Annotated in this window: 16 protein-coding genes; 4 read left to right on the plus strand and 12 right to left on the minus strand. The window is 50.4% G+C overall.

The genetic code is table 11. The features are described from left to right. Positions 1-66: 66 nt before the first annotated feature. From M0L20_RS13310 to M0L20_RS13330, 5 genes are all read right to left on the minus strand, one after another. Positions 67-1,479: a GH1 family beta-glucosidase gene (locus tag M0L20_RS13310; protein ID WP_248477428.1), complete on the minus strand. Its 1,413-nt coding sequence runs from the start codon at positions 1,477-1,479 to the stop codon at positions 67-69. 143 nt (positions 1,480-1,622) lie between these two features. Beyond that, complete coding sequence (locus M0L20_RS13315; RefSeq protein ID WP_232561464.1) at positions 1,623-2,015, minus strand: hypothetical protein; 393 nt, start codon at positions 2,013-2,015, stop codon at positions 1,623-1,625. Positions 2,016-2,149: 134 nt separating this feature from the next. Further along, complete coding sequence (locus tag M0L20_RS13320) at positions 2,150-3,160, minus strand: bile acid:sodium symporter family protein (RefSeq protein WP_248477429.1); 1,011 nt, start codon at positions 3,158-3,160, stop codon at positions 2,150-2,152. Between the two features lie 142 nt (positions 3,161-3,302). Further along, on the minus strand, positions 3,303-5,006 hold the full coding sequence (locus M0L20_RS13325; protein ID WP_248477430.1) for a sialate O-acetylesterase: 1,704 nt from the start codon (positions 5,004-5,006) through the stop codon (positions 3,303-3,305). 336 nt (positions 5,007-5,342) lie between these two features. After that, on the minus strand, positions 5,343-6,569 hold the full coding sequence (locus tag M0L20_RS13330) for an ABC transporter permease (protein WP_232561467.1): 1,227 nt from the start codon (positions 6,567-6,569) through the stop codon (positions 5,343-5,345). 367 nt (positions 6,570-6,936) lie between these two features. Here M0L20_RS13330 and M0L20_RS13335 point away from each other — a divergent pair, with 367 nt between their 5' ends. The 4 genes from M0L20_RS13335 to M0L20_RS13350 all read left to right on the plus strand — a co-directional run bounded on the left by M0L20_RS13335 (position 6,937) and on the right by M0L20_RS13350 (position 12,115). Then, positions 6,937-8,121: an exo-beta-N-acetylmuramidase NamZ family protein gene (locus M0L20_RS13335; RefSeq protein ID WP_248477431.1), complete on the plus strand. Its 1,185-nt coding sequence runs from the start codon at positions 6,937-6,939 to the stop codon at positions 8,119-8,121. A gap of 225 nt (positions 8,122-8,346) precedes the next feature. Continuing rightward, positions 8,347-9,879: a glutamine-hydrolyzing GMP synthase gene (guaA, locus tag M0L20_RS13340; RefSeq protein WP_232561469.1), complete on the plus strand. Its 1,533-nt coding sequence runs from the start codon at positions 8,347-8,349 to the stop codon at positions 9,877-9,879. A 446-nt stretch (positions 9,880-10,325) separates the two neighbouring features. Beyond that, entirely contained in the window at positions 10,326-11,495 is a 1,170-nt protein-coding gene (locus M0L20_RS13345; RefSeq protein ID WP_248477432.1) for a PepSY-associated TM helix domain-containing protein, read from the plus strand. A gap of 86 nt (positions 11,496-11,581) precedes the next feature. Continuing rightward, positions 11,582-12,115 carry a DUF2911 domain-containing protein gene (locus M0L20_RS13350; protein WP_232561471.1) on the plus strand — a complete coding sequence of 178 codons (534 nt, stop codon included), beginning with the start codon at positions 11,582-11,584 and terminating at the stop codon, positions 12,113-12,115. 78 nt (positions 12,116-12,193) lie between these two features. Here M0L20_RS13350 and M0L20_RS13355 read toward each other — a convergent pair whose 3' ends face one another. From M0L20_RS13355 to M0L20_RS13385, 7 genes are all read right to left on the minus strand, one after another. Then, positions 12,194-13,807, minus strand: coding sequence for an FAD-binding protein (locus M0L20_RS13355; protein ID WP_248477433.1), 1,614 nt, complete (start codon positions 13,805-13,807; stop codon positions 12,194-12,196). Positions 13,808-13,829: 22 nt separating this feature from the next. Beyond that, positions 13,830-14,195 (minus strand): hypothetical protein, encoded by a 366-nt coding sequence (locus M0L20_RS13360; RefSeq protein WP_248477435.1) that lies wholly within the window; start codon positions 14,193-14,195, stop codon positions 13,830-13,832. Positions 14,196-14,350: 155 nt separating this feature from the next. Continuing rightward, the gene (locus M0L20_RS13365) at positions 14,351-14,701 is read right to left on the minus strand and encodes a YtxH domain-containing protein (RefSeq protein WP_232561474.1); all 351 of its coding nucleotides are present in this window, start codon (positions 14,699-14,701) and stop codon (positions 14,351-14,353) included. A gap of 271 nt (positions 14,702-14,972) precedes the next feature. After that, positions 14,973-16,367: a phosphoglucosamine mutase gene (gene glmM, locus M0L20_RS13370; RefSeq protein ID WP_248477437.1), complete on the minus strand. Its 1,395-nt coding sequence runs from the start codon at positions 16,365-16,367 to the stop codon at positions 14,973-14,975. A gap of 110 nt (positions 16,368-16,477) precedes the next feature. Further along, a complete protein-coding gene (locus M0L20_RS13375; protein ID WP_248477440.1) occupies positions 16,478-17,308 on the minus strand; it encodes a transglutaminase family protein in 831 nt (276 codons plus the stop codon). 68 nt (positions 17,309-17,376) lie between these two features. Then, the gene (locus tag M0L20_RS13380; RefSeq protein ID WP_232561477.1) at positions 17,377-18,117 is read right to left on the minus strand and encodes a proteasome-type protease; all 741 of its coding nucleotides are present in this window, start codon (positions 18,115-18,117) and stop codon (positions 17,377-17,379) included. Between the two features lie 95 nt (positions 18,118-18,212). After that, positions 18,213-20,816 (minus strand): sialate O-acetylesterase, encoded by a 2,604-nt coding sequence (locus M0L20_RS13385; RefSeq protein ID WP_248477442.1) that lies wholly within the window; start codon positions 20,814-20,816, stop codon positions 18,213-18,215. Between the last annotated feature and the right edge of the window lie 12 nt (positions 20,817-20,828).

A 20,828-nucleotide genomic window follows, 5' to 3' on the forward strand; every position in this document is an offset into this window, starting at 1 on the left:
GTTAGATAAAGGATGGGGTTTGAAAAGAATGGAAACAAACCAACCTGACAACTAGAAATAGTAGGATTAGCTTTGGTTTACGTCGGCCAGCCGGTGTTGGTTCGTCAATAACTGCTGAAACCACCGTCCCGACGCTTTTACAGTGCGCTGTTGCGTGCGGAAATCAACGTAGACCAGCCCAAAACGAGGCCGATAGCCTTCGGCCCACTCAAAATTGTCCAGAAATGTCCAGGCGAAGTAGCCCGTGACAGGTAGCCCGTCGCGCTTGGCGCGTAGGATCTGGTATAAGTAGTTCTGATGGTACTCCAGCCGCGCGGTGTCGTTTACAGCGCCATTCTGCACCGTGTCGTAAAAGGCCGCTCCGCTTTCGGTAATGTGAATTTTTCGAACGCCCTCGTACTGACTGAATTGCTGAATAATGCGGTACATGCTTTCGGGGTAAACTTCCCAACCCATTTCGGTAATGGTTGAAACATTACGTCGGAGGGGCGACACCTGACTGGCCCACAGGTAAGGCATGAAGTACGAATGTTCGACCACCGCCCGGAAATAATGCTGCAAACCGACAAAATCGAAGTCGAAGGCAAGCCGTTCCATGTCGCCGGGTTTCGCTACTTTTTTGGCAATACCCGCCAGAAAGGGTAACTCTTTGGTTGGATAGCCTAGCCCAAGCGCGGGTTCAATAAAGAGTCGATTCATAAGCGCATCGACGCGAGCAGCCGCAGCTCCATCGCGGGTTGACGCCGTAAACGGATCAATCGGGGAGCACGAAAACGTTGTGCCTACCTGAGCGTCAGGGACGTTTTGCCGGACAATGCGACCACCTTCGGCCTGGGCCAGCGCGGTATGGTGAATGACCGGCAACAGATTCCGGAAACTCCGCCGACCAGGTGCGTGCTGACCCGTGAAATAACCAAGTACCGAGAAGGCCAGTGGCTCGTTGAGGATTATCCAATGCTTAACCTTGTGGCCGAATGCTTTTGTACAGATATCCGCAAATTCGGCGAACCAATCGACGATGTTTCGATTGGGCCAGCCGCCTTTGTTCTCCAACGCCTGGGGTAAGTCCCAGTGGTAAAGTGTAATCCACGGTGTCATGCCCAAGGCCAGGCAGTGATCGATCAGTCGGTTATAAAAGGCGAGTCCTGCTTCGTTCAGGCGACCGCCCAGTTTGGGGCCAACACCATCGGGAAGAATGCGCGACCAGGACAAGGAGAACCGGAACGCATCGAAGCCTAGTTCTTTGTGCAGACGCAAGTCGGATTCGTAGCGGTCGTAGAATTCGCAGGCTACGTCGGCGGTTTCGCCTGTTTTTATTTTTCCTTTTTGCCGGCTAAACGTGTCCCAGACGCTGGGCGTGCGGCCGTCGCGATCAACGGCTCCTTCGATCTGGTAGGCGGCTGTGGCGGTTCCCCAAACAAAGTCGGGGCCGAAGGTATGGCGATCAAAATCCGAATACTCGGTCAGTAGGGCAGTCACGTTGCTACGTAAAACAGTGAACAGGCGGCAGAGGCAGTGGACCGTCTGGAATACTCAAAAGTACGGGTCTGGCCGGAAAAGCAATTCGCCAGTCAGGTACATAACCAACCTGACTGGCGAATGTTGTTTTATCAATTTATGACCTAGCCTCTACGACCGAAGGGTGCGTTGCGTGGACCGGGCTGTTGTTGAGCGAATAATCGATCACGCTGAGCGGAGCTAAGCACGGCCAGCATATCCTGACGTTTGCGAAGCTGAAGCTGGCGGTATCCATCAGGCGTCAGTCGGGAAGTGGCGAACATGCGGTCGTAATTATCTTCGATTTTATGCAGTTGCTTTTCCTGACGGCGGGATAAGCCCACGATTGCATCGATCCGATCAATTTTCAGGTCGTCCTGGCGCTGATCTCTGTCGTAGCGGGAGCCACCATATTGCGGACCACGATTATCGAAAGGCTGCGTATACACGCGTTGAGCCAACGTGATACCGGTTGAAAGAGCGAAGAAAGTAAGGGCGGCTGCGATTGTCTTTTTCATGGTCAGTAAGTGTTTATTTGTGCGTTACTGATTCTTAGAAGCTAATCGGTCCCCAGCGTTTAATCAGGGAGTAGGGCATACTGGCCGAATGCCGGTTTGATGTTGCTGAATCGCCTAAACCGGCTTCCGAACGGCTATACTGTTTTTGATTTTTCCTGCTTGCGATGGGCCATTGCCTGGGCGATGATACTGGCGACGATCAGTTGCAAAGCGTGATACATCATGATTGGCAACAGGGCTACACCCGCCACATTGCCCGGAAACAGCACATTGGCCATGACGCTACCCTGAACAAGCGATTTTTTTGATCCGCAAAACAAAGCGGTGATACGGTCTTCGCGGCTAAAGTTCAATAGTTTCCCGACCAACGTGATGAATCCAAAGACCAGAAAAAACAGGCCGAGCAGGAGAGCGGCTAACCAGAGTAGATCGAGTGCCGAATAATTAGCGAACAGATTAAGCGTAAACGATTCGCAGAAGGCGGTGTATACAATCAGGAGAATCGTAAACTGATCGAAATAACGCAGGGCTGTTTTGTGTTGCTCGGCAAACCAGCCCAACCGACGATTGAGCAACAAGCCGAGAATAACCGGCACCATAACCTGTAAGGTCAACTTCCCGATGACACTACCCAGATCATACTGACCATTGGTGCTGGTCAGTAAAAAGCTCATCCACAAGGGTGTTATGAATACACCAATCAGACTGGAAATGCTGGCGTTGAAAATAGCCGCCGGTATGTTGCCCCCCGCGATAGAGACCATCACCACCGACGATGAAACGGTAGACGGAAGCGCGGCTACGTAAAAGATTCCTAACCAAAGCAGCTCCGTATCGGGTGTCATCAGCAAGGACCGAGCGCCAAGGACAATAGCCGGAAAAATAATGAATGTAGTCAGGTGAATAACCAGATGGAGTCGGTAATTGCGAAGTCCAGCCCGTAGCTGGTCGAAATTCAGGCGTAGCCCGTAAAAGAAAAAGATGAGCGATACACCATAATTGGCCAAGGCTGACAAAGAAAGCGGTCCTTCCAGATTACCCGGTTCCGGCCAGATTTTGGCCAGACCAATCATAGCCAGTAAAGCAAGTATAAACCAGTCGAGCCCAACGCGGGCCAGTAACGTTCCCAGTGAAGTTTTAGCCATAGATAGTAGTAACTGGCCAAGGACAGGTTTCGTTTTAGTCGGTTATGTTTCTGGTCGTTTGGTAGAATGACTTATTACCGGATGCTGATAAACAGCGTTCCACGCCGGGCACAACTCGTATCCGGCGTGGAACGGCTACAAATCAATTCGTTCCAATTCGCAACAGGCTGCCGTTTTCGTAGATCAATTTGGAGCCATCGGCATAGCGTAGCTGGCTGGTGTGTGCCTGAAACCCACTTGGTATAGTGACCGTATGCTTCAACTCGGTAGTGTCATTCAACGACGGTATCCAGCCGCACGACCACACCTGTACGTCGTTCCAATTGCCGTTGCGCGTGGTACTTAACACGTTGGGCGGTAGGTTCGACGGTAGACCGTTACCTGAGCCGTTAATCGTTATGGGTTCGCTGACTTCACCCGTTATGGCGGGCGACGTTGACTTTACGCGAAAACGGTAGCGACCATTGGCCCAGCCGGGCAGATTGACGGGTAGAGGATTGGCTGTCCCCGTCGCCAGCGTTGCCAGATAACAGCCTGTTTCGCTTAAGATGTCAACCTGGTATTGGTTGTCTGCTCGCAAGGGTACGCGTGAAAAATAAGGTACCTGAACCTGCTGGCCGGGACTTGTCGTAAACGGAAATACGTAGCCCGTTGTGAGCAAAATGGTGCGGTTCGGCAGTGAGGGCTGCGTGTTCTCAAAATAGGTGGGGGGAAGCGACTGACTCCACACATCGACCAGCGACGGGCAATCATCGGAATCGAAGTGGAGGTGAAAATAATCGCCTTTGCGGTAAACGGGGTAAATCATGCCGTCGGTAGCAGGACCTGTCCAGTTATTCGGCTGGCTTGCCAGCGTATTCTGCGCTGCGATAATATTCGGATCGGTTTCGTGGTTGGTGTATTCGCTGCCGAGCGTAGCCGGAATGTAACTAACCCGCGAGACAACCCAGCTTAACTTGCCGAACCCCATCTGCGCCCGCGATTTGTCGATAACCGTACCAATGTTATTGACATAATCATTGTACGACTGGTAGTAATTATCGCCTTCACCCTGATGCCACAAAACCGCTCTTGCTCCGGTCCGTTTCAGGTAATGCAGAATGGTAGCACCCAAAAGCCGGTAAGGCATATTGTTTGACAAACTTCCCCAGCTTTCTTCGCCGTTGGCCGTGCGGACCCAATGTTTAGAATTCGTGGCAGGGTAAGAAGCGCCGTAAAACATAACCGGTACGTTGTGTTGAGCAACCAGTCGGTCGCCTAGTGCACCCCAGAGATACAGGTAAGCGCCCGGAAACATACCCGTATTGTTGAGGCCAGTCGATAGATCGGCGTGGCTGACCGCAAAAGGCAACGCATTTTCGGAGAACTGCCCGGCCTGACCAGTCCAGTAATTGATGATCGAAACCCGATCGTCATTGGCCTGTCCGCTGTAGCAATTGACACCCCAGGAATTTGACTGGCCAGCCGTGACAAATACCTCGCCAACCCCAACCCGATCCATGTTGGTAGACGCTAGTTCGGTATCGCCCGTATAGGCTTTTACCTCCAGGTTGTACCATCCGCCTGTCACGCCGGTAAACGTACCCTGAAATACGCCATTGCTGGGCGCATTGTCGAGTACAACCCAGCCGGTAGGGTTACCGCCCTGACGAATCGTTAACTGCGCCCGAATTTGTGTGGCATTGGTTGGGCATTGACCCGTCACGGGCACATTGGCCCGGTTGTCATTATCACGTTGAAGAACGAGTCGGCTCGTTGGAAACGTGATTTCCAGTTGTGCATACAGGTTGGGTAAGAAAAGGAAAAAACAAAGACATGTTTTTAGTGGATAGCGAAAAAAGTACATGATTAATGGATAGTGTGGTTACCTAATAGCGAACATAATAAATATAATCAATGCAAAGCAGAATGCATCTTTCTATTCATAGGATCTCTTTACTTGCTGTGACCCAAAAAATGCGAAAACTGTTGCTTAATACGGATCAATTAGTTGCAAAAAACAGGAATGACGGGTGCTATTGAAAGATGAATTGAGCCTATACTGGCTGATTGAGAGAACGTTAGTGGATGCTGTGGAGATCCGTGATGGGCATAACGAAACAGTCTCTCTGCTTCACCGTCTTAACGTAACGGTGGAGCAGAGAGACTGTACGAGAAGTCCTGACAAACTTGTTGTCGATGGCTATTTTTTGAAAGCCAGTGCCTTTACCGGTCTGATGCGGCTGATAATAAACGTCGGCATCCAGAGTACAACGGCAATCAACAGAAGCGTTGCTGCATTCAGGGCTAGAATAGTTGACCAGTCCCAGACAATCGGGACGTAATTCATGAAGTAATTTTTCGGATCGAGCGGGATTAGTTTAAATCGGTCTTGAATAAAGCAAAGACCAAGGCCGACGGCATTGCCAATGAGTAAGCCCCAGCCGACCATATTTAGACCGACGAATAAAAACATTCGTCGGATAATTGAATCGGGACTACCTAGGGCTTTCAGAAGACCAATCATGGGCGTTCGTTCCATCATCAGTACCAGTAATACCGACACCATATTGAAGGACGCCACAAAGGTGATCAGGGCTAGCAGAATGACCATGTTGCGGTCGAGAAGCACCATCCAGTCGAAGAGCGGTCGGTACTGATCGGTTACGCGCGTGAGCCGCATGTCGGGCGTCATTACGTCGAAAATCGTGTTGGCCGTGGCATCCAGCCGGTTAAAATCGTTGACGAAGATCTCGTAACTACCGACCGAGTCGGGACCCCATTTGTTCAGGCGTTGAATAAGCCGGATGTCCCCCAGAGCAATGGTCTTGTCTACCTCTTCCAGCCCCGTTTCATAAATGCCGACCACCGTCATTTTGCGGGCGCGTGGCGGATTGCCCAAAAAATACAGCGGAATGCTTTCGCCCACGTTGACTTTCAACTGATTGGCCATGTACTGACTGATCAGTAATTGGGTAGAACCCGTTCCGGTGTCGGCACCAACGGTTGGTACCGTGCCTGCTACGAGCGAACCATTGAACAGATTCCAGTTGTAATCGCGTCCTACACCTTTCAGAATAACGCCGGTCAGTTCGTCACTGGTCTTTAAAATTCCAGCTTTCAGCGCAACGCCCTGAATATGCTGCACACCAGGAGTCTGGGTACTATCCTGATAAAGTTTTGTGTCGAGGGATAAAGGCGTTTCCTGGTAGGAATTATTGTTCGTGAATTTACTAACCTGTAAATGCGCCCCGAACAGAAAAATTTTCTGCTGAATGGTGTTCTTAAAGCCAAATAGCACCGAAAAGGCGACAATCAGTATGGCTAGGCCAAGGGCGATGCTGATGATGCCAACGCGGGTGACAGTAGCCGAGAAACTACCCTCGGGTGCATGACGGACCTTGCGGGCCAGAAAAATGGGGACGTTCAAAACGGGTTTCTGTTTAGAGTTTGTGCGGTTGCCCGCCGGGGTTTACGGATGCCTGTAAGCAGTTAACAGTGTTAACGGAAGCAGGAAAGCCGTTTCTGACCCGTGCCAACGAGTACGTTACCGATTAATAAGACGCTATTTTAATGAATAGTTTTGGTGCTCAATGTAACTACAAAGCTAACGGACAAGTCGATGAACTGTCACAAAAATTGAGCAGGAATCTTCGCCGGTTGGATTCGAAACGCCTTGCTATCCCAAAGGAAGCCTTGAAACAGCGTACTTGCCTAAGCGTCTTTCCTGCTACTGCCTGTTTTTATTGATGGGCAAAAAGTATGAGTTTTGCATATCTTGCTCTTAACGCACAACTATGATTTCGTTACGTAATCTGTTCTTCTTTGCCTGTTGTCTGGTCGTTTTCGCCTGCCAGGGTCAAACGAATCAAAAAGCGCCCGGCTCATCGGACATTCAAACCGGAGCTGACCAAATGGCGCTTTATCTGCCCGCCTTACAAGGCAAACGCGTAGGTATGGTTGTCAATCATACATCGCGGATTGGTAAAACCCATCTGGTCGATAGCTTGATTGCACGCGGGGTGACTGTGAAAACCATCTTTGCGCCGGAGCATGGATTTCGGGGAGAGGCCACCGATGGCGAAAAAATCAGCAACAGCCGTGACCCGCGTACCGGCGTTTTTATAACGTCTTTATATGGTCGGAACAACAAGCCAACGCCCGCTCAAATGGATTCGCTGGATGTCGTCATCTTCGATATTCAGGACGTAGGAACGCGGTTTTACACGTACATCAGCACCATGCATTACGTTATGGAAGCCTGTGCCGAAAACAATAAACCGCTGGTTATTCTTGATCGCCCTAACCCAAACGGTCACTACATCGACGGTCCGGTGCTTGATCCGAAGTTTAAGTCGTTTGTGGGTATGCATCCGATCCCGGTGGTTCACGGCCTGACCGTTGGTGAGCTGGCGCGGATGATCAACGGGGAAGGCTGGCTGGCCGGTCGGAAAACGTGTCCGCTGACCGTAGTGCCCGTCAAAAACTACACACACCAGACGCCCTATGTACTGCCGGTTCGGCCTTCGCCTAATCTGCCCAATCAACAGGCTGTGTTGTTGTATCCATCGCTTTGTTTTTTCGAAGGAACGGTCGTGAGTGTAGGCCGGGGAACGGATAAGCAGTTTCAAGTGATTGGCTCGCCCTACACCAAGTACGGACCTTACACGTTTACACCGGTTGACAAGCCCGGCGCGATCAATCCGCCGATGGAAGGACAACTTTGTTACGGGATAGACTTATCGACAGTTGCCATCTCGAAGAAGGAAATGATGCTCAATTATTTCTTTGACTTCTTCAAAGGGGCTAGTGATAAAAGTAAGTTTTTTCTGGCCAACAACGGTATCGACCGCCTGGCGGGTACTGACCAGCTACGGTTGCAGATGATCGCAGGCGTGTCCGAAGCCAAGATCCGGGCAAGCTGGCAACCGGCGCTGGGCGCTTACAAGATAACCCGCGCCAAGTATTTGTTATATCCATAAATTTTTTTTGATAGGGTTTACACGATTGACAGGATGATCAGCCGGGCCACCGGGCGGATTTTTGGCTTCAGCTCATCTTGTCAATCCTGTCAGGCAATACACATTAGAGACGTAGTATTTCTGAGCTGTAGAATCCTGTTCATCTTGTTCATCCTGTCCGAAAAGAATACTTTCGGTAAAGGTTGTCTCAAAAAATGCCCTAACTTTGCATTTTGGAGACCCCTCATGGCCACTGAACAGATTCTTATTCTGGATTTTGGTTCACAGTACACCCAACTTATTGCCCGCCGGGTGCGTGAACTGAACGTTTACTGCGAAATCCATCCGTACAATCACATTCCAACGATTACCCCCAATATCAAGGGCATCATTCTTTCGGGAAGTCCATCGTCTGTCCGCGACGCCGATGCGCCCGAAGTTCATCTAGCGGCCTTCCGCCACAAAATGCCGGTCCTTGGCGTATGCTACGGGGCTCAGTTGCTGGCTCATACGAGCGGTGGTGAGGTGCAGGCGTCTGCGATTCGGGAGTATGGTCGGGCTAAACTAGGCACCGTCAACACCGACAACACGCTGATGCAAGGCATCGACCCGCATTCGCAGGTTTGGATGTCGCACGCTGACACGATCACCAACGTTCCTGATAATTTCAATATCATTGCCTCAACCGATACCGTTCGCGTAGCGGCTTTTCAGGTTGAAGGTGAAGAAACGTACGGCATTCAATTTCACCCCGAAGTGACGCATTCGCTCCAGGGTAAAATCTTGCTTCAAAACTTCGTTGTTGACATTTGCGGCTGTTCGCAAGACTGGACAGCGGAGTCATTCGTCGAAACGACGGTCGCTCAGTTGAAAGAAAAAATCGGTAACGATAAGGTCGTGCTGGGACTATCCGGCGGGGTCGATTCGTCCGTAGCGGCTGTACTGATTCATCAGGCGATTGGAGCTAATCTGTATTGCATCTTCGTCGATAATGGCGTATTGCGGAAAGACGAGTTTGCCGGCGTACTGGAATCGTACAAAACGCTCGGCTTGAACGTCAAAGGTGTTGATGCGAAAGATCAGTTTTACACGGCTCTCGCTGGCCTGACCGATCCCGAAGCCAAACGCAAAGCCATCGGCAAAACGTTTATCGACGTATTTGACCACGAAGCGCACTTGATCGAAGGTGTATCGTGGTTAGGGCAGGGTACTATTTATCCCGACGTCATTGAGTCGGTTTCGGTAAAAGGACCTTCGGCAACGATCAAATCGCACCACAACGTAGGCGGTTTACCGGATTTCATGAAGCTGAAAGTGGTAGAGCCGCTCAATACGCTCTTTAAAGACGAAGTTCGGGCCGTAGGGCGGACGATGGGTTTGCCGGAGTACATTCTGGGACGCCATCCATTCCCCGGTCCCGGTCTGGCTATTCGTATTCTGGGTGACATTACTCCCGAGAAAGTTGAGATTCTTCAGCAGGTGGACGCCCTGTTTATCGACGGTCTGAAGCGTGAAGGACTGTACGACAAGGTTTGGCAGGCGGGTGCTATCCTGCTGCCGGTGCAGTCGGTTGGCGTTATGGGTGATGAGCGTACGTACGAACGCGTCGTTGCTCTCCGGGCTGTAACGAGTGTGGATGGGATGACCGCCGATTGGGCGCACCTACCGTATGAGTTCCTCGCCGATATTTCGAACGAAATTATCAACCGGGTTAAAGGCGTTAACCGGGTTGTTTACGATATCTCTTCGAAACCACCCGCTACTATTGAGTGGGAATAATACCGTTTCTTAGACGATCAGATGATAACAGAATGCCCGGTGCGAGAGTACCGGGCGTTTGTGTTTTAAAGGTTTTTCAAAAAGGTATTTCGAGCGCTAATTCGTTTGGTCAATGAACGTATGAGTCGAAGAATCAGTCGCTAATCGGTTTTTTAATCGATAATTAGTCTAAATAATGTAAATTGCAACCGTAATTTGCGGTTGACCTGTTCGGTACTGCCTTCGAAAAGCGACAACTCAGGTAGCGGATTTCGATAAGTACAAAAGAAATAGGCTGGTTATTTACAGGCTGAAAGAGTTTGAGTAGCAGCCGCATCCAAGAATAGGTACTGGTAAGCGCCAACGAAACGGTGTTGTCGCAGGCAGATGATTCGGGGGCGTGTCACGCTGTTTGCGACAACAAACCGATTGGTAAATAAACTTTATAACGGCTGAATGAGTCGACGATGACGGTAAAAAAACTGGTTGGAAAGCTGCACCTCTGGCTCGGCATGGCGTCCGGGCTGATTGTATTTGTCATTAGCCTCACGGGATGTATTCTTGCTTTTGAGCAGGAGATCAAAAATGCTACCGAGCCTTACCGATTTATTCAGACTCCGGCCAATGGAAAGTTGTTACCGCCGTCGGTACTCAAAGCAAAGGCAGAAGCCGCGCTGCCGGGTAAAACCGCCAATGGTGTTTTGTACGAAGCCGCCGGGCGAAGTGCTACCGTTGGCTTCTATAATTTCGACCCGGAGTTTTATTACGTGGTGTACATCAACCCCTACACGGGTGAAATTCTGAAAGTATGGGATGAGGACGAAGACTTTTTCCATTTTATCCTGCACGGACATTACTATTTATGGTTACCCGAGAAGGTGGGTCAGCCTGTAGTGGCATCGGCTACGCTTATTTTCCTGGTGTTACTGATTAGTGGCCTGGTGCTTTGGTGGCCCAAGAACAAAAGTGCGGCTAAACAGCGATTCAGCGTCAAGTGGAACGCTGCTTGGCGTCGGAAGAATTACGATCTGCACAACGTATTGGGTTTTTACGTGATGGTTGTCGGGCTGGTTTTTGCGGTAACTGGTTTGGTGTGGGGGTTTCAGTGGTTTTCGAAAGCGATGTACCGCGCTACGGGCGGGACTGGATCGGCTGAGTATATCATACCACCTTCTGACTCGACCGCTACACCAGTTGTATCGTCGGTGGCTACCGGAGTGGACCGTATCTGGTTGAAACTACGCCGGGAAAATCCAACGCAGCAAGGCATAAATCTGTCTTTCCCTAAACTGCCCAGCGAGTCTATTTATTCGTATGTCAACTATCGACCGGGCACGTATTACAAAGTAGACTACCATTACTTCGATCAGCGCACCCTGAAAGAACTATCGGTTGACAGTCCCTACAGCGGTAACTACGCCGATGCTACGTTTGCTAACAAGTTCCGGCGCATGAATTATGATCTTCACATTGGCGCAATTTGGGGGTTGCCGGGTAAAATTCTGGCGTTTTGTGCAAGCCTGATCTGCGCTAGTCTGCCCGTAACAGGCTTCCTGGTATGGTGGGGACGGCGAACCAAAAAACGCCCCGTCAAACGGGTTGTTGCCAGGCCGGTAGCCGTTGGTAGTCAGCTGTGAGAAAGTGGTTGAAAAATTACGGGCCTGTTCAGAAATTAACCTTAAATTTTCTCAACTTTAGCGCTTACTTCTAACCGTTTTCTACAATGACAACAAAGTACATTAGCCGAGTAATGATGCTGGCCCTGGCAGGCGTCTTACTAACAATGGTTTCGTGGGCACAAGGCGACAAAGCCAATCGTCCCAGTCCACCTGCTACAGCCAGCGGAAAAATAAAAGACGCCACAATTACCATCAACTACGGCAGTCCATCGGTCAAAGGGCGTCAGGTTTGGGACCCTAGCGGTACACTGGCTCCTTATGGCAAAGTATGGCGGGCCGGTGCCAACGAAGCTACTACTTTCGAAACAGACAAAGCCATCAAGGTAGAGGGCAAAGAGCTACCCGCCGGTAAGTATGGCTTTTTCGCGATTCCCGGCGAAAAGGAGTGGACCATTATTTTCAATAAAGTAGCGAACCAGTGGGGCGCTTTCAAATACGATCAGGCTCAGGATCAGTTGCGCGTAACAGCCAAGCCGAAAAAATCGGCCCAAATGAATGAACGGCTGGCATACGACGTAACGAATCAGGCGGTCGTGCTAAAATGGGAGAATGTAGAGGTTCCGATTGCTGTTCAGTAACTCGTTCGTTTTGTTAAAGCCCCCAACGTCATTGGCCTAGCCAATCGTTGGGGGCTTTCGTATGTGAGGAGTTGACTATTAGGCGATGGGCTCGTCAAGGATTAGCTCTTTGTCAAGGCCGCACCGCTCCATAAACTCGTTTGTAAACACCGCTCGTGTAGGCGCATCCAGTAAGTGTTGACGGGCCACTATCCAGTCGTCAACGGCTTTATTGCCGTACTGCCGCCGAACGCGGTCTCCGTCTAGGTTGAAGTTGACTTTGCCCCAATGTTGGGTATAGGGTATGTCCAACGTTTCAAGACGGGTCCAGATTCGTTGGAGAAATTGCCTTGTTAACGAAGATTCAACACCGTCTAACTCCAATACGCAGGTTATCGGAAAGCGCGTGAACCCTAGCGTTGCGGGCGTTCGTTTCACCCAGCGTAGACCCATAACACCCGGAAAAGCCGACTGCGCATTCATGGCAATGATTTCTTCAAGAACGCGTGGACTATCGTTGGAATCAATGCCGATTGCCGCGCTTGACGCCTTGCCGCGAACGTTGGTGTTGCCAAAGAAGTCACGCATTGTGCCAACCCAACCATCGGTGTCTTCCAGCGCCTGTGGGTATAAGGCGTTGACCAGTGCAGGAACCAGTTTGCGGGGTGTAAGCCGATCTAACAGGGTTTGGATTAATCCCATCGTATCGTCGCCGTAAATAAAGCCCGGCTTTGGAGGAGGGGGGGCTGCGGCAATGGGCTTTGTCCGATGTTTATACAGAATTCGAACAAAGGGGCCACGCGTTGCATCGGCTCCGGATGGATCGAACTGGTGCGGGTTAACAATGAGTTGAAAATGATACGGTTTTGCATCGGCTGTTGCGGCAGGCAGGCGAAGTATAGTGGCGATTCCTGAAAAATCGCAATCGGTCATCGCTTTTTTCAGACCGTCAGTATAGGCTACGCTCTTAGCACTGTACGATTTTAGCCAGAACAAATCGTCTGTTTCGAGCATGATGCCGTGCACAAAACCGAATGACCCGAAGCTGACCACTGCCGCATTGAACAGGTCATCGTCACGAATGACTTCCGTTACGGCCAGCAGATCGGTAGATGGCTTTCCAGCTACGGGATAGGACTGACGCTCAAGCCAAACGTGCTTGTTAGGGCCGCAAACAATATGCAAGCCGACAATGGCGTCGTGCACTGCACCGTAGTCAAAAGCTGCCCCGTGCGTACCGGTCGCTGTTGCTCCGGCAATAGTTTGCCCATTGCTGGCACCCGAAGCGCGGATTGACTTGTTCCGGGCTTCCAGCAATTGCTCCAGAATATGAACCGTTGTGCCGCATTCGGTGAAAAAAAGATTATCCGCTGATTGGCCCGCAGCCAGGTAAGCCGGCGCGACGGATGTGTTTCGAATCGCAAAAGTTTGCATAAGCGCATCGGTATCGACCATGCCTCCATTGGTAACACCTACCTTAGCGAACGACCAGTTCTTGCCGATGGCGCGGAGTCGAATCTTATTGTCAATCGCGTGTTTGATCAGCCACTGAAAGTTAGCTGTCGTCTGCCGGTATTCGGACTTGCTGTCGGGCAGTCCACTCGGAATGGTTAGTTTGAAGGAAGCACCCGCTGTAAGTGGCTGCGTAAAATTTTCGTGGCGATTCGTCACCTCAGACACCACAAGTTGTTGAAGACCATTGGGTAATCTCATCGTTCTGAATGGGTTAGTACGGTTAGATCGAGTCAGTCTTAGGAACGTAGGGTGCACAACACCAGGTAACCTGTCGTTTGTTGACAATGCCCAGCGTAACAGTTGAAAGCAGGTAGTGCGCAAACGTAGATTTAACCGTTACCCCGTTGAGGTGATTAGACCGTTGATCGCAGGGTGGTTTGATGTCGGTTGGTTGCTTCAGACCCCAGAAAAAAGCCGTTATGGTTTTCTGCGTGTACGTGACATTCGCTGGTGTATCACAGTCAGACTCCGTAGCTACCCGCGTAGTTATACAACCTGGCAAAACAGGCGCTATCAGCAACAGGACAAGCCCTGTAAACAGACGACGTATTCGATTGTCTGATCGGAATAATAGAGTTGTTTTCATCGAGAGGCAGGGTTGAATAAAGAATTGGTCGGAAAAGAAGAAAATAGCGTAACATATTGGTTAAGTCCTTGAGGGAACGGTAAAAACAAAACGACGAAGCCCTCACCAGTTGGGAGGGCTTCGTCGTTTTACTACCTTATGTACAGCGGATATACCTAGCTAATCTTCAGCGCGTCTTCGGCTTTGTTGATGCCCGATTTTGCTGCGTCTGCGGCATCATCTACTTTATTGTTGTAAGCGTTTTTGTTCTGATTGTAGGATGAGTTTGCTTCTTCCTTGTATTGATCGAACTTTTGATCCGCCTGATTTTTGTATTGATCTACTTTGTCCTGAGCGGTACCAACCAGATTATCGATTTGCGATTTTACCTGAGCAACGCCTTCGTCCCACTGGTTTTGCAGATCGTTAACTTGCTGAGATAGCTTGTCGCGGGTTTCTTTACCACTGCGGGGAGCCGTCAGATAACCGATGGCAAGTCCTGTTAATACTCCTTTTAAAAAACTCATGATCTTGGTTGTTTTAGATTGTTCTGGGATTGCTTATCGTGTATAAAAACTATGCCAAGAAGACTATTTTAGTGATAAGTGTTTGATTTTTAGAATTTTAAAGGCTGCCGTGTTTTGCTCATAGAAAGTTGTTCGTAAAGATCATGAGTAGTTTATTCCACAAGATAGTAGCTATTGATGGGCGCGGACTAGGCACGGTAGTACAAACATAAAAAATGCCGGTTAGCTACTGATGCGTAACTAACCGGCAAGAAAAAAGCTCGGCAGGTAATTAACGGTTTTCGTTGATTACTTCCCGAATGTCATTAATAATCTTACCCGCTAAATGATCGGCAGTTGCGAGGGTATCAGATTCCGAGTAGATGCGAATGATAGGCTCTGTATTTGACTTGCGTAGGTGCACCCATTCTTTGTCAAATTCGATCTTAACCCCGTCGATGGTGTTGATTGGATTCCTGGCGTATTTAGCCTGAATTCGTTCCAATACCGCATCGACGTTAATGTCGGGCGTCAGTTCGATCTTGTTTTTCGAGATGTAATAATTTGGGTAGGTACGGCGCAGCATTGACGCCGACTTGCCAAATTTGGCCAGATGAGTCAGGAACAGCGCAATGCCAACCAACGCGTCGCGACCGTAATGAATGTCAGGATAGATAATTCCACCATTCCCTTCGCCACCGATAACAGCGTCATTTTCCTTCATCATCTCAACCACGTTGACCTCGCCAACTGCCGACGCAAAATGCTGACCGCCATGCTTACGGGTTATGTCGCGTAGGGCTACTGTGCTCGATAGATTCGATACGGTGTTGCCGGGCTTGTTTTTAAGAACATAGTCCGATACGGCAACCAACGTGTATTCTTCGCCAAAAGGTGAGCCGTCTTCGCAGATCAGGGCTAACCGATCTACATCGGGATCGACAACAATCCCAAGATCCGCGTTGCCTTTCTCCATCTCCTTGATGATGTCGCGCAGGTTTTCGGGGAGCGGTTCGGGATTGTGCGCAAAATGACCCGTTGGTTCGCAGTGCAACCGGGTGATTTTCTCAACGCCCAGCGCTTCCAGCAGCATTGGTACCGCAATACCACCGGTCGAATTAACGGCATCGACAACAATCCGGAAGTTACGGGCAGCAATAGCGGCACGGTCGACCAGAGGAAGCGCCAGAATCAGATCAATATGCTTTTGTAGCCAGGTTGTATCAGTGCGATACTGTCCTAGTTTACGTACCTCGGCAAAATCAATGGCCTCAGCTTCGGCAATGGCCAGTACTTCGGCCCCGTCCGTTGCGGAGATGAACTCACCCGCTTCATTCAGCAGCTTAAGCGCATTCCACTGGATCGGGTTATGGCTAGCCGTTAAAATAATGCCGCCCGCAGCGCCTTCGGCCGGTACAGCAAGCTCAACGGTTGGCGTGGTTGACAGGCCCAGATCGATTACGTCAAGTCCTAATCCCTGTAACGTCGCCGTTACCAGCTTCGACACCATTTCGCCCGATAGTCGGCCATCGCGGCCTATCACCACGGTTTTTTTCTCCGTGTTGCGTTGCCGGAGCCACTGCCCGAAAGCAGCCGCAAATTTAACCACATCCAAAGGCGTCAGTCCGTTTCCGCTGCGCCCCCCAATCGTTCCTCGTATCCCGGAAATAGACTTAATTAATGCCACGTGAAGGGTCTGCTAAAATTCTGAAAAGTCCGCAAAGATAGGTTGCTTGGCGCAAGGGAAAATGATCTAAGCCGGAAAAACTTTGTGGTCCCGTTTCTTTCTTCATACGTTCAGGCGAATACCAATTCGGCACGTAAGTGTGAATTAGCCTGGCCAATAAACGTACCACTGATCGGAGCGGCTAGTTCGGGCTTAGCCGTTGAGGTTAAAAAGATATGTCGATTGCTTACCACCGATCCTTCCGTTGGGTCAAAACCACGCCATCCAGCGCCCGGTAAGTACACTTCAGCCCAGGCATGTAACTGGTGCTCTTGCTGGGGGTTGCCGAACAAATAACCGCTCACAAATCGGGCTGCAATGCCCAGGCTTCGGCAGGCTGCCATAAAAAGCGTAGTGTAGTCCCGGCAGGAACCTTTACGGAGCGTCAGCGTTTGTTCGGGCGGAAATGGTGCACCTACTTCCCGGATCTCATACGTAAACTCCCGAATCGCCTGATTGAGCGCTATTAGAAAATTGATCGTCTGCCAGCCCGCCTTAGCCGCTAGCTGTTTGGCCCAGTCTTCAATGCGGTGCGTTACGCCAGTTCGTTCCAGATAAGGCTGCAACAGGTCCTGCTCGTATTTGGGGTAGCGGAACGGTACCCGCTGCGTCTCGAACGGAAACAGCACAAAGTCGAACGAGTTAAACTCGTCGGATTGGAGCGTGATTTCGGCCGTAACCTGTAGGCGGTTGGTCGGGTGGCTAAAGTAAGCCAGTTGCTGCACATTGCCCTCCACATCAACGTTCCGGACCACTCGCGACGGCTTGGGCTCAATGGTCAGGCTGTAGTCGAGCAAACGCTGGTAAGGGTACGTCCGGGGGTAGAGATACAGCGTTTGCGGGCCGAGGGCAACCGGGATGTCATAAGTATACTCAGATTCGTGCCGGACGTGAAGATGCATAGGATAAAAGCAATTGATGGTGTAGCCTGTATACTGTTTTTGACGGCAGACACCCGCCGTCAAAAACATCACACATTTTTGACCGAACGTACTTTATCAAAGATTGGGTTCATCCAATCACTGGGCAATTTTCGGACTGAGTTGCTTAACAAAGCGCTCCACTGGTGAGACACCTCGTCCATATCTTCTTTCTCCAGGCGGTATTCCGTCATGTGAAAGCTGTCCTTTGGGTAAATGACGACATCCAGCGGGTAATCTACATCGTTGGCGCTGACACGGGTGGCATCAAAAGCCAGAAAACCAATCTTCAGCGCTTCCTGTAAGTTGGTTTCGTAGGATAAGTTTCTGAATAGCAATGGTTTGCCGTAACCCGAATTGCCAATTATTTTAAACGGAGAGCCCTGGTCAACTTCAACCCAATTTCCTTCAGGGTACAGCATGAAGAGTTTGTGCTCTTCGTCATCTTCCAGCTGACCGCCGACAATCGCATTCAAGTTGAAGTTTAAGCCGCTGGCTACAATGGATGCCTTGTCTTCCTGAGCCACCCGTTTGACCTGTTCGCCAAATGCGTTGACCGCCTTGTAGAGTTTGTTAAAGGAGCGGTCCTGCTCCGAAATTACTTCTTTAAAGTAAGTAATGGCTTTATCGCGTACGGAACGAAGTCCCGAAGTCATGATGAACAACGAGTGATTTTCAACTTCGTGAACCGAAATCTTTCGATTAGAAGATACCTCCGAACCAGAGGTCAACCGTCTATCGGCGATGGCAACGAGACCTGACGCGACTTTAATTCCTAAACAATAAGTCATTCTGCACAGTGGGAAAAGCAGGTACTAAACCCAACAAATATACGGGTTGACACCAGTTTTGTTTGACGTATAGACTGGTTTTCTCTAAAACTGGCTTATTTATTTGGGGTACGGTTCTCGGAAGAGCGAGTATCGTTGCCGTTTACTTTACGCAGGTCTGGCTTCGACTGTGATTCATCAATTGGACTAGAAATGCTCGCTATCCGGCCTCCTGACGCGCTGGTCGAACGCAAATCGGCCCTGGCGGTGTCATCTTCGCCATTGGTTGTGCCATTGCCGGGGGTGCTGTCCGGATCGGGCTGGTCTGCGGCCAGGATTTGAGCCGCATTGGTGAGCGTACCCTTGCCTGTGACCGTGGCCCTAAAGGATAAACTGGCGGTTTGACCAGCGGCTAACTGACTGATAACACCCGTCACGGCGGTGCCACTGGCTGTCATACCTGTGCTGGATGAGAGAAATTGCAAACCAGCGGGCAGATCGTTTCTGATTCTGATATTGGTAGCATTCAACCCTCCCTGGTTGAAAACTTTAAGGGTAATGGTTACGGGCTGTCCCTGGCTGGCGTAACGCTGACTAAGCTCCATTGTCAAACTCAGGTCCGCCTTGGTGGAGTCGGGTGCGGGTTGATTTCCCTGAACGGCCGGTAAAGCCTTTTGATTTGGGTTGGGTGACGCGAACAACGAAAGCGTATTTGCTGCCGAAAGAGTCCGTAGATCAACCATTGCCGCATCATCTTCGCCATCGGCAGTACCAGAATTAGGTTCGCTGTCGGGATCTAACCGGCCTTGAGCCGTCAGCTGAGCTGCGTTGAGGTAATTACCTGCTGTCGTCAGCCGCGCGACATAGCGACGGGTGATTGATTGGCCGGGAGGAATATTCGACAGGTTGCCGGTAACAATGTTATTGGCCGCTGTCAAGTTAGCCGATGACACAAATACCAGGTTGCTTGGTAAGCGATTCTGCATGGTTACGGCTCCGGCGTCGCAGGCCCCTTCATTGCGGACGGTTAGCGAGAACGTGACGGTGTCGCCTACGGACACGATGCGACGGCTGACGGACAGGGATAGCGCCAGATCAGTCATCGCATTATTGATGTAGACAGTGGCGGCATCGGACTGACACCCGTATACACTGTTGACCGCTCTCAGCGAGTACATTCCTGCTGAGTTGGCCTGAATGGAATGGCTTATTTCGGATGTATTCCAAAGGTTATCACCCTCGTAACTTGATGTTAGTGTGACGCTTCCTGGTTGGCACAATGAGGTTGAACCGCTGGTGGTGATGGATGGAACCGCTGGCTTAACCGTGTTGGGAACTGTAACTGCGGGCGGGAAAACTACTTTTTTCTGGGAGTCACGGAGTCGGGCCGAGTACGTACCAGCGCCAACGGTCAAACTCTGACTGGTCGTGCCTGTATTCCAGGTATATTCGTAGCCGCTTGGCTGGGTCAGTGTCAGTCGATTGTTTGTAGCGCAGGCAATGCTCACGAGCGGCTGACTTTCGGCTGGATAAGGCTGAATGGACTGTAAATAAGCATTCGTTATGGCATCGGCCCAGAGCTTTCCTACTTTCGGTTGTCCCAGGGGAGAATAGTGAATACCATCTGGACGGTCGTCTAGCGAGTTGACATTATCGAGGTCAGGCCCTTGATAAGTCTTATAGTTATCTCGGTTAATAACCTGAAGCTGAGCTTGCCGGACGTTTTCAAAACGGCCACCGACGTAAGAGGATAGGGCGATGATAAACGATAGATTCGGTTTGCCAAACTCCTGTCGCACCTTGTCGATGACGCCGTAATGATGGGTGACAATCAGGTCCGTAGGATTGCCCCGGTCGTTCTCGCCATGCTGAAGAAGAATTGCCCGAATACCCGTTGACGGAACGTACAGATTCATCAGATTCCGCATATTAACGTATGGCATTCGAAGGGAGTACTTGATAAAACCATGCTCAAAAGGGATATCGTAGGCTGCTTTGTACGTCTGTTCCATGTTGCTTCCGCCAAATCCAGCATTGTAGATCAGAACGGGTACGTTAATGCGCTGCACCAGCAGATCGCCCATGCGTCCCCAGAACCACGCCATTTTCGCAAAAGGAGATATACCCGTAAAAGTGGCTAACTGACTAAAATTCAGACCGGGTAAGTAGCGGTTATCGGCAGTGCCCTCGTACTGCTGAAACTCTGGACTAGTCTGGTCAAGCGATACCACCGTTACGCGGTCATCAACGGCTCCTTCCATGGTGGGACAACGGTCTGTACCGTCGACGTAACAACTGGAGCCTTGGGCGTTTGAATGGCCAAGAATAGCAAACACTTCGCCAACGCCAAACCGATCAACCACGTCCGTAGCTACGACCTTCCTGTTGCTAATACCCCGAACTTCAAGTTGATACCACCCGCCCGTGACGGTTAGTTTGCCGCTAAACTGGCCATTGAGTGGATTTGTCTGAAGGGTTGACCAGCCTGTTGTAGTGCCTTGGCCGGCGGTGCGAACAACAGCACGCACTTCTACAGAGTCGAGGTCCTGAGCATAACTACCCACGATCTGCACGGTTGCTTTGTTGTTGTTATCACGCTGGACAATCATCCGACTTACGGGATAAGTAACGTCGATTTGAGCCGAAACTCGCGGTAGACTTACAGCCAATAACACAGCTGTTAGCCCTGTTTTGAGGAGTAACTGTACTAGTAATCTCATGATGGATAAAGC

Source organism: Spirosoma liriopis (assembly GCF_023196085.1).
Taxonomy (GTDB): Bacteria; Bacteroidota; Bacteroidia; order Cytophagales; family Spirosomataceae; genus Spirosoma; species Spirosoma oryzicola.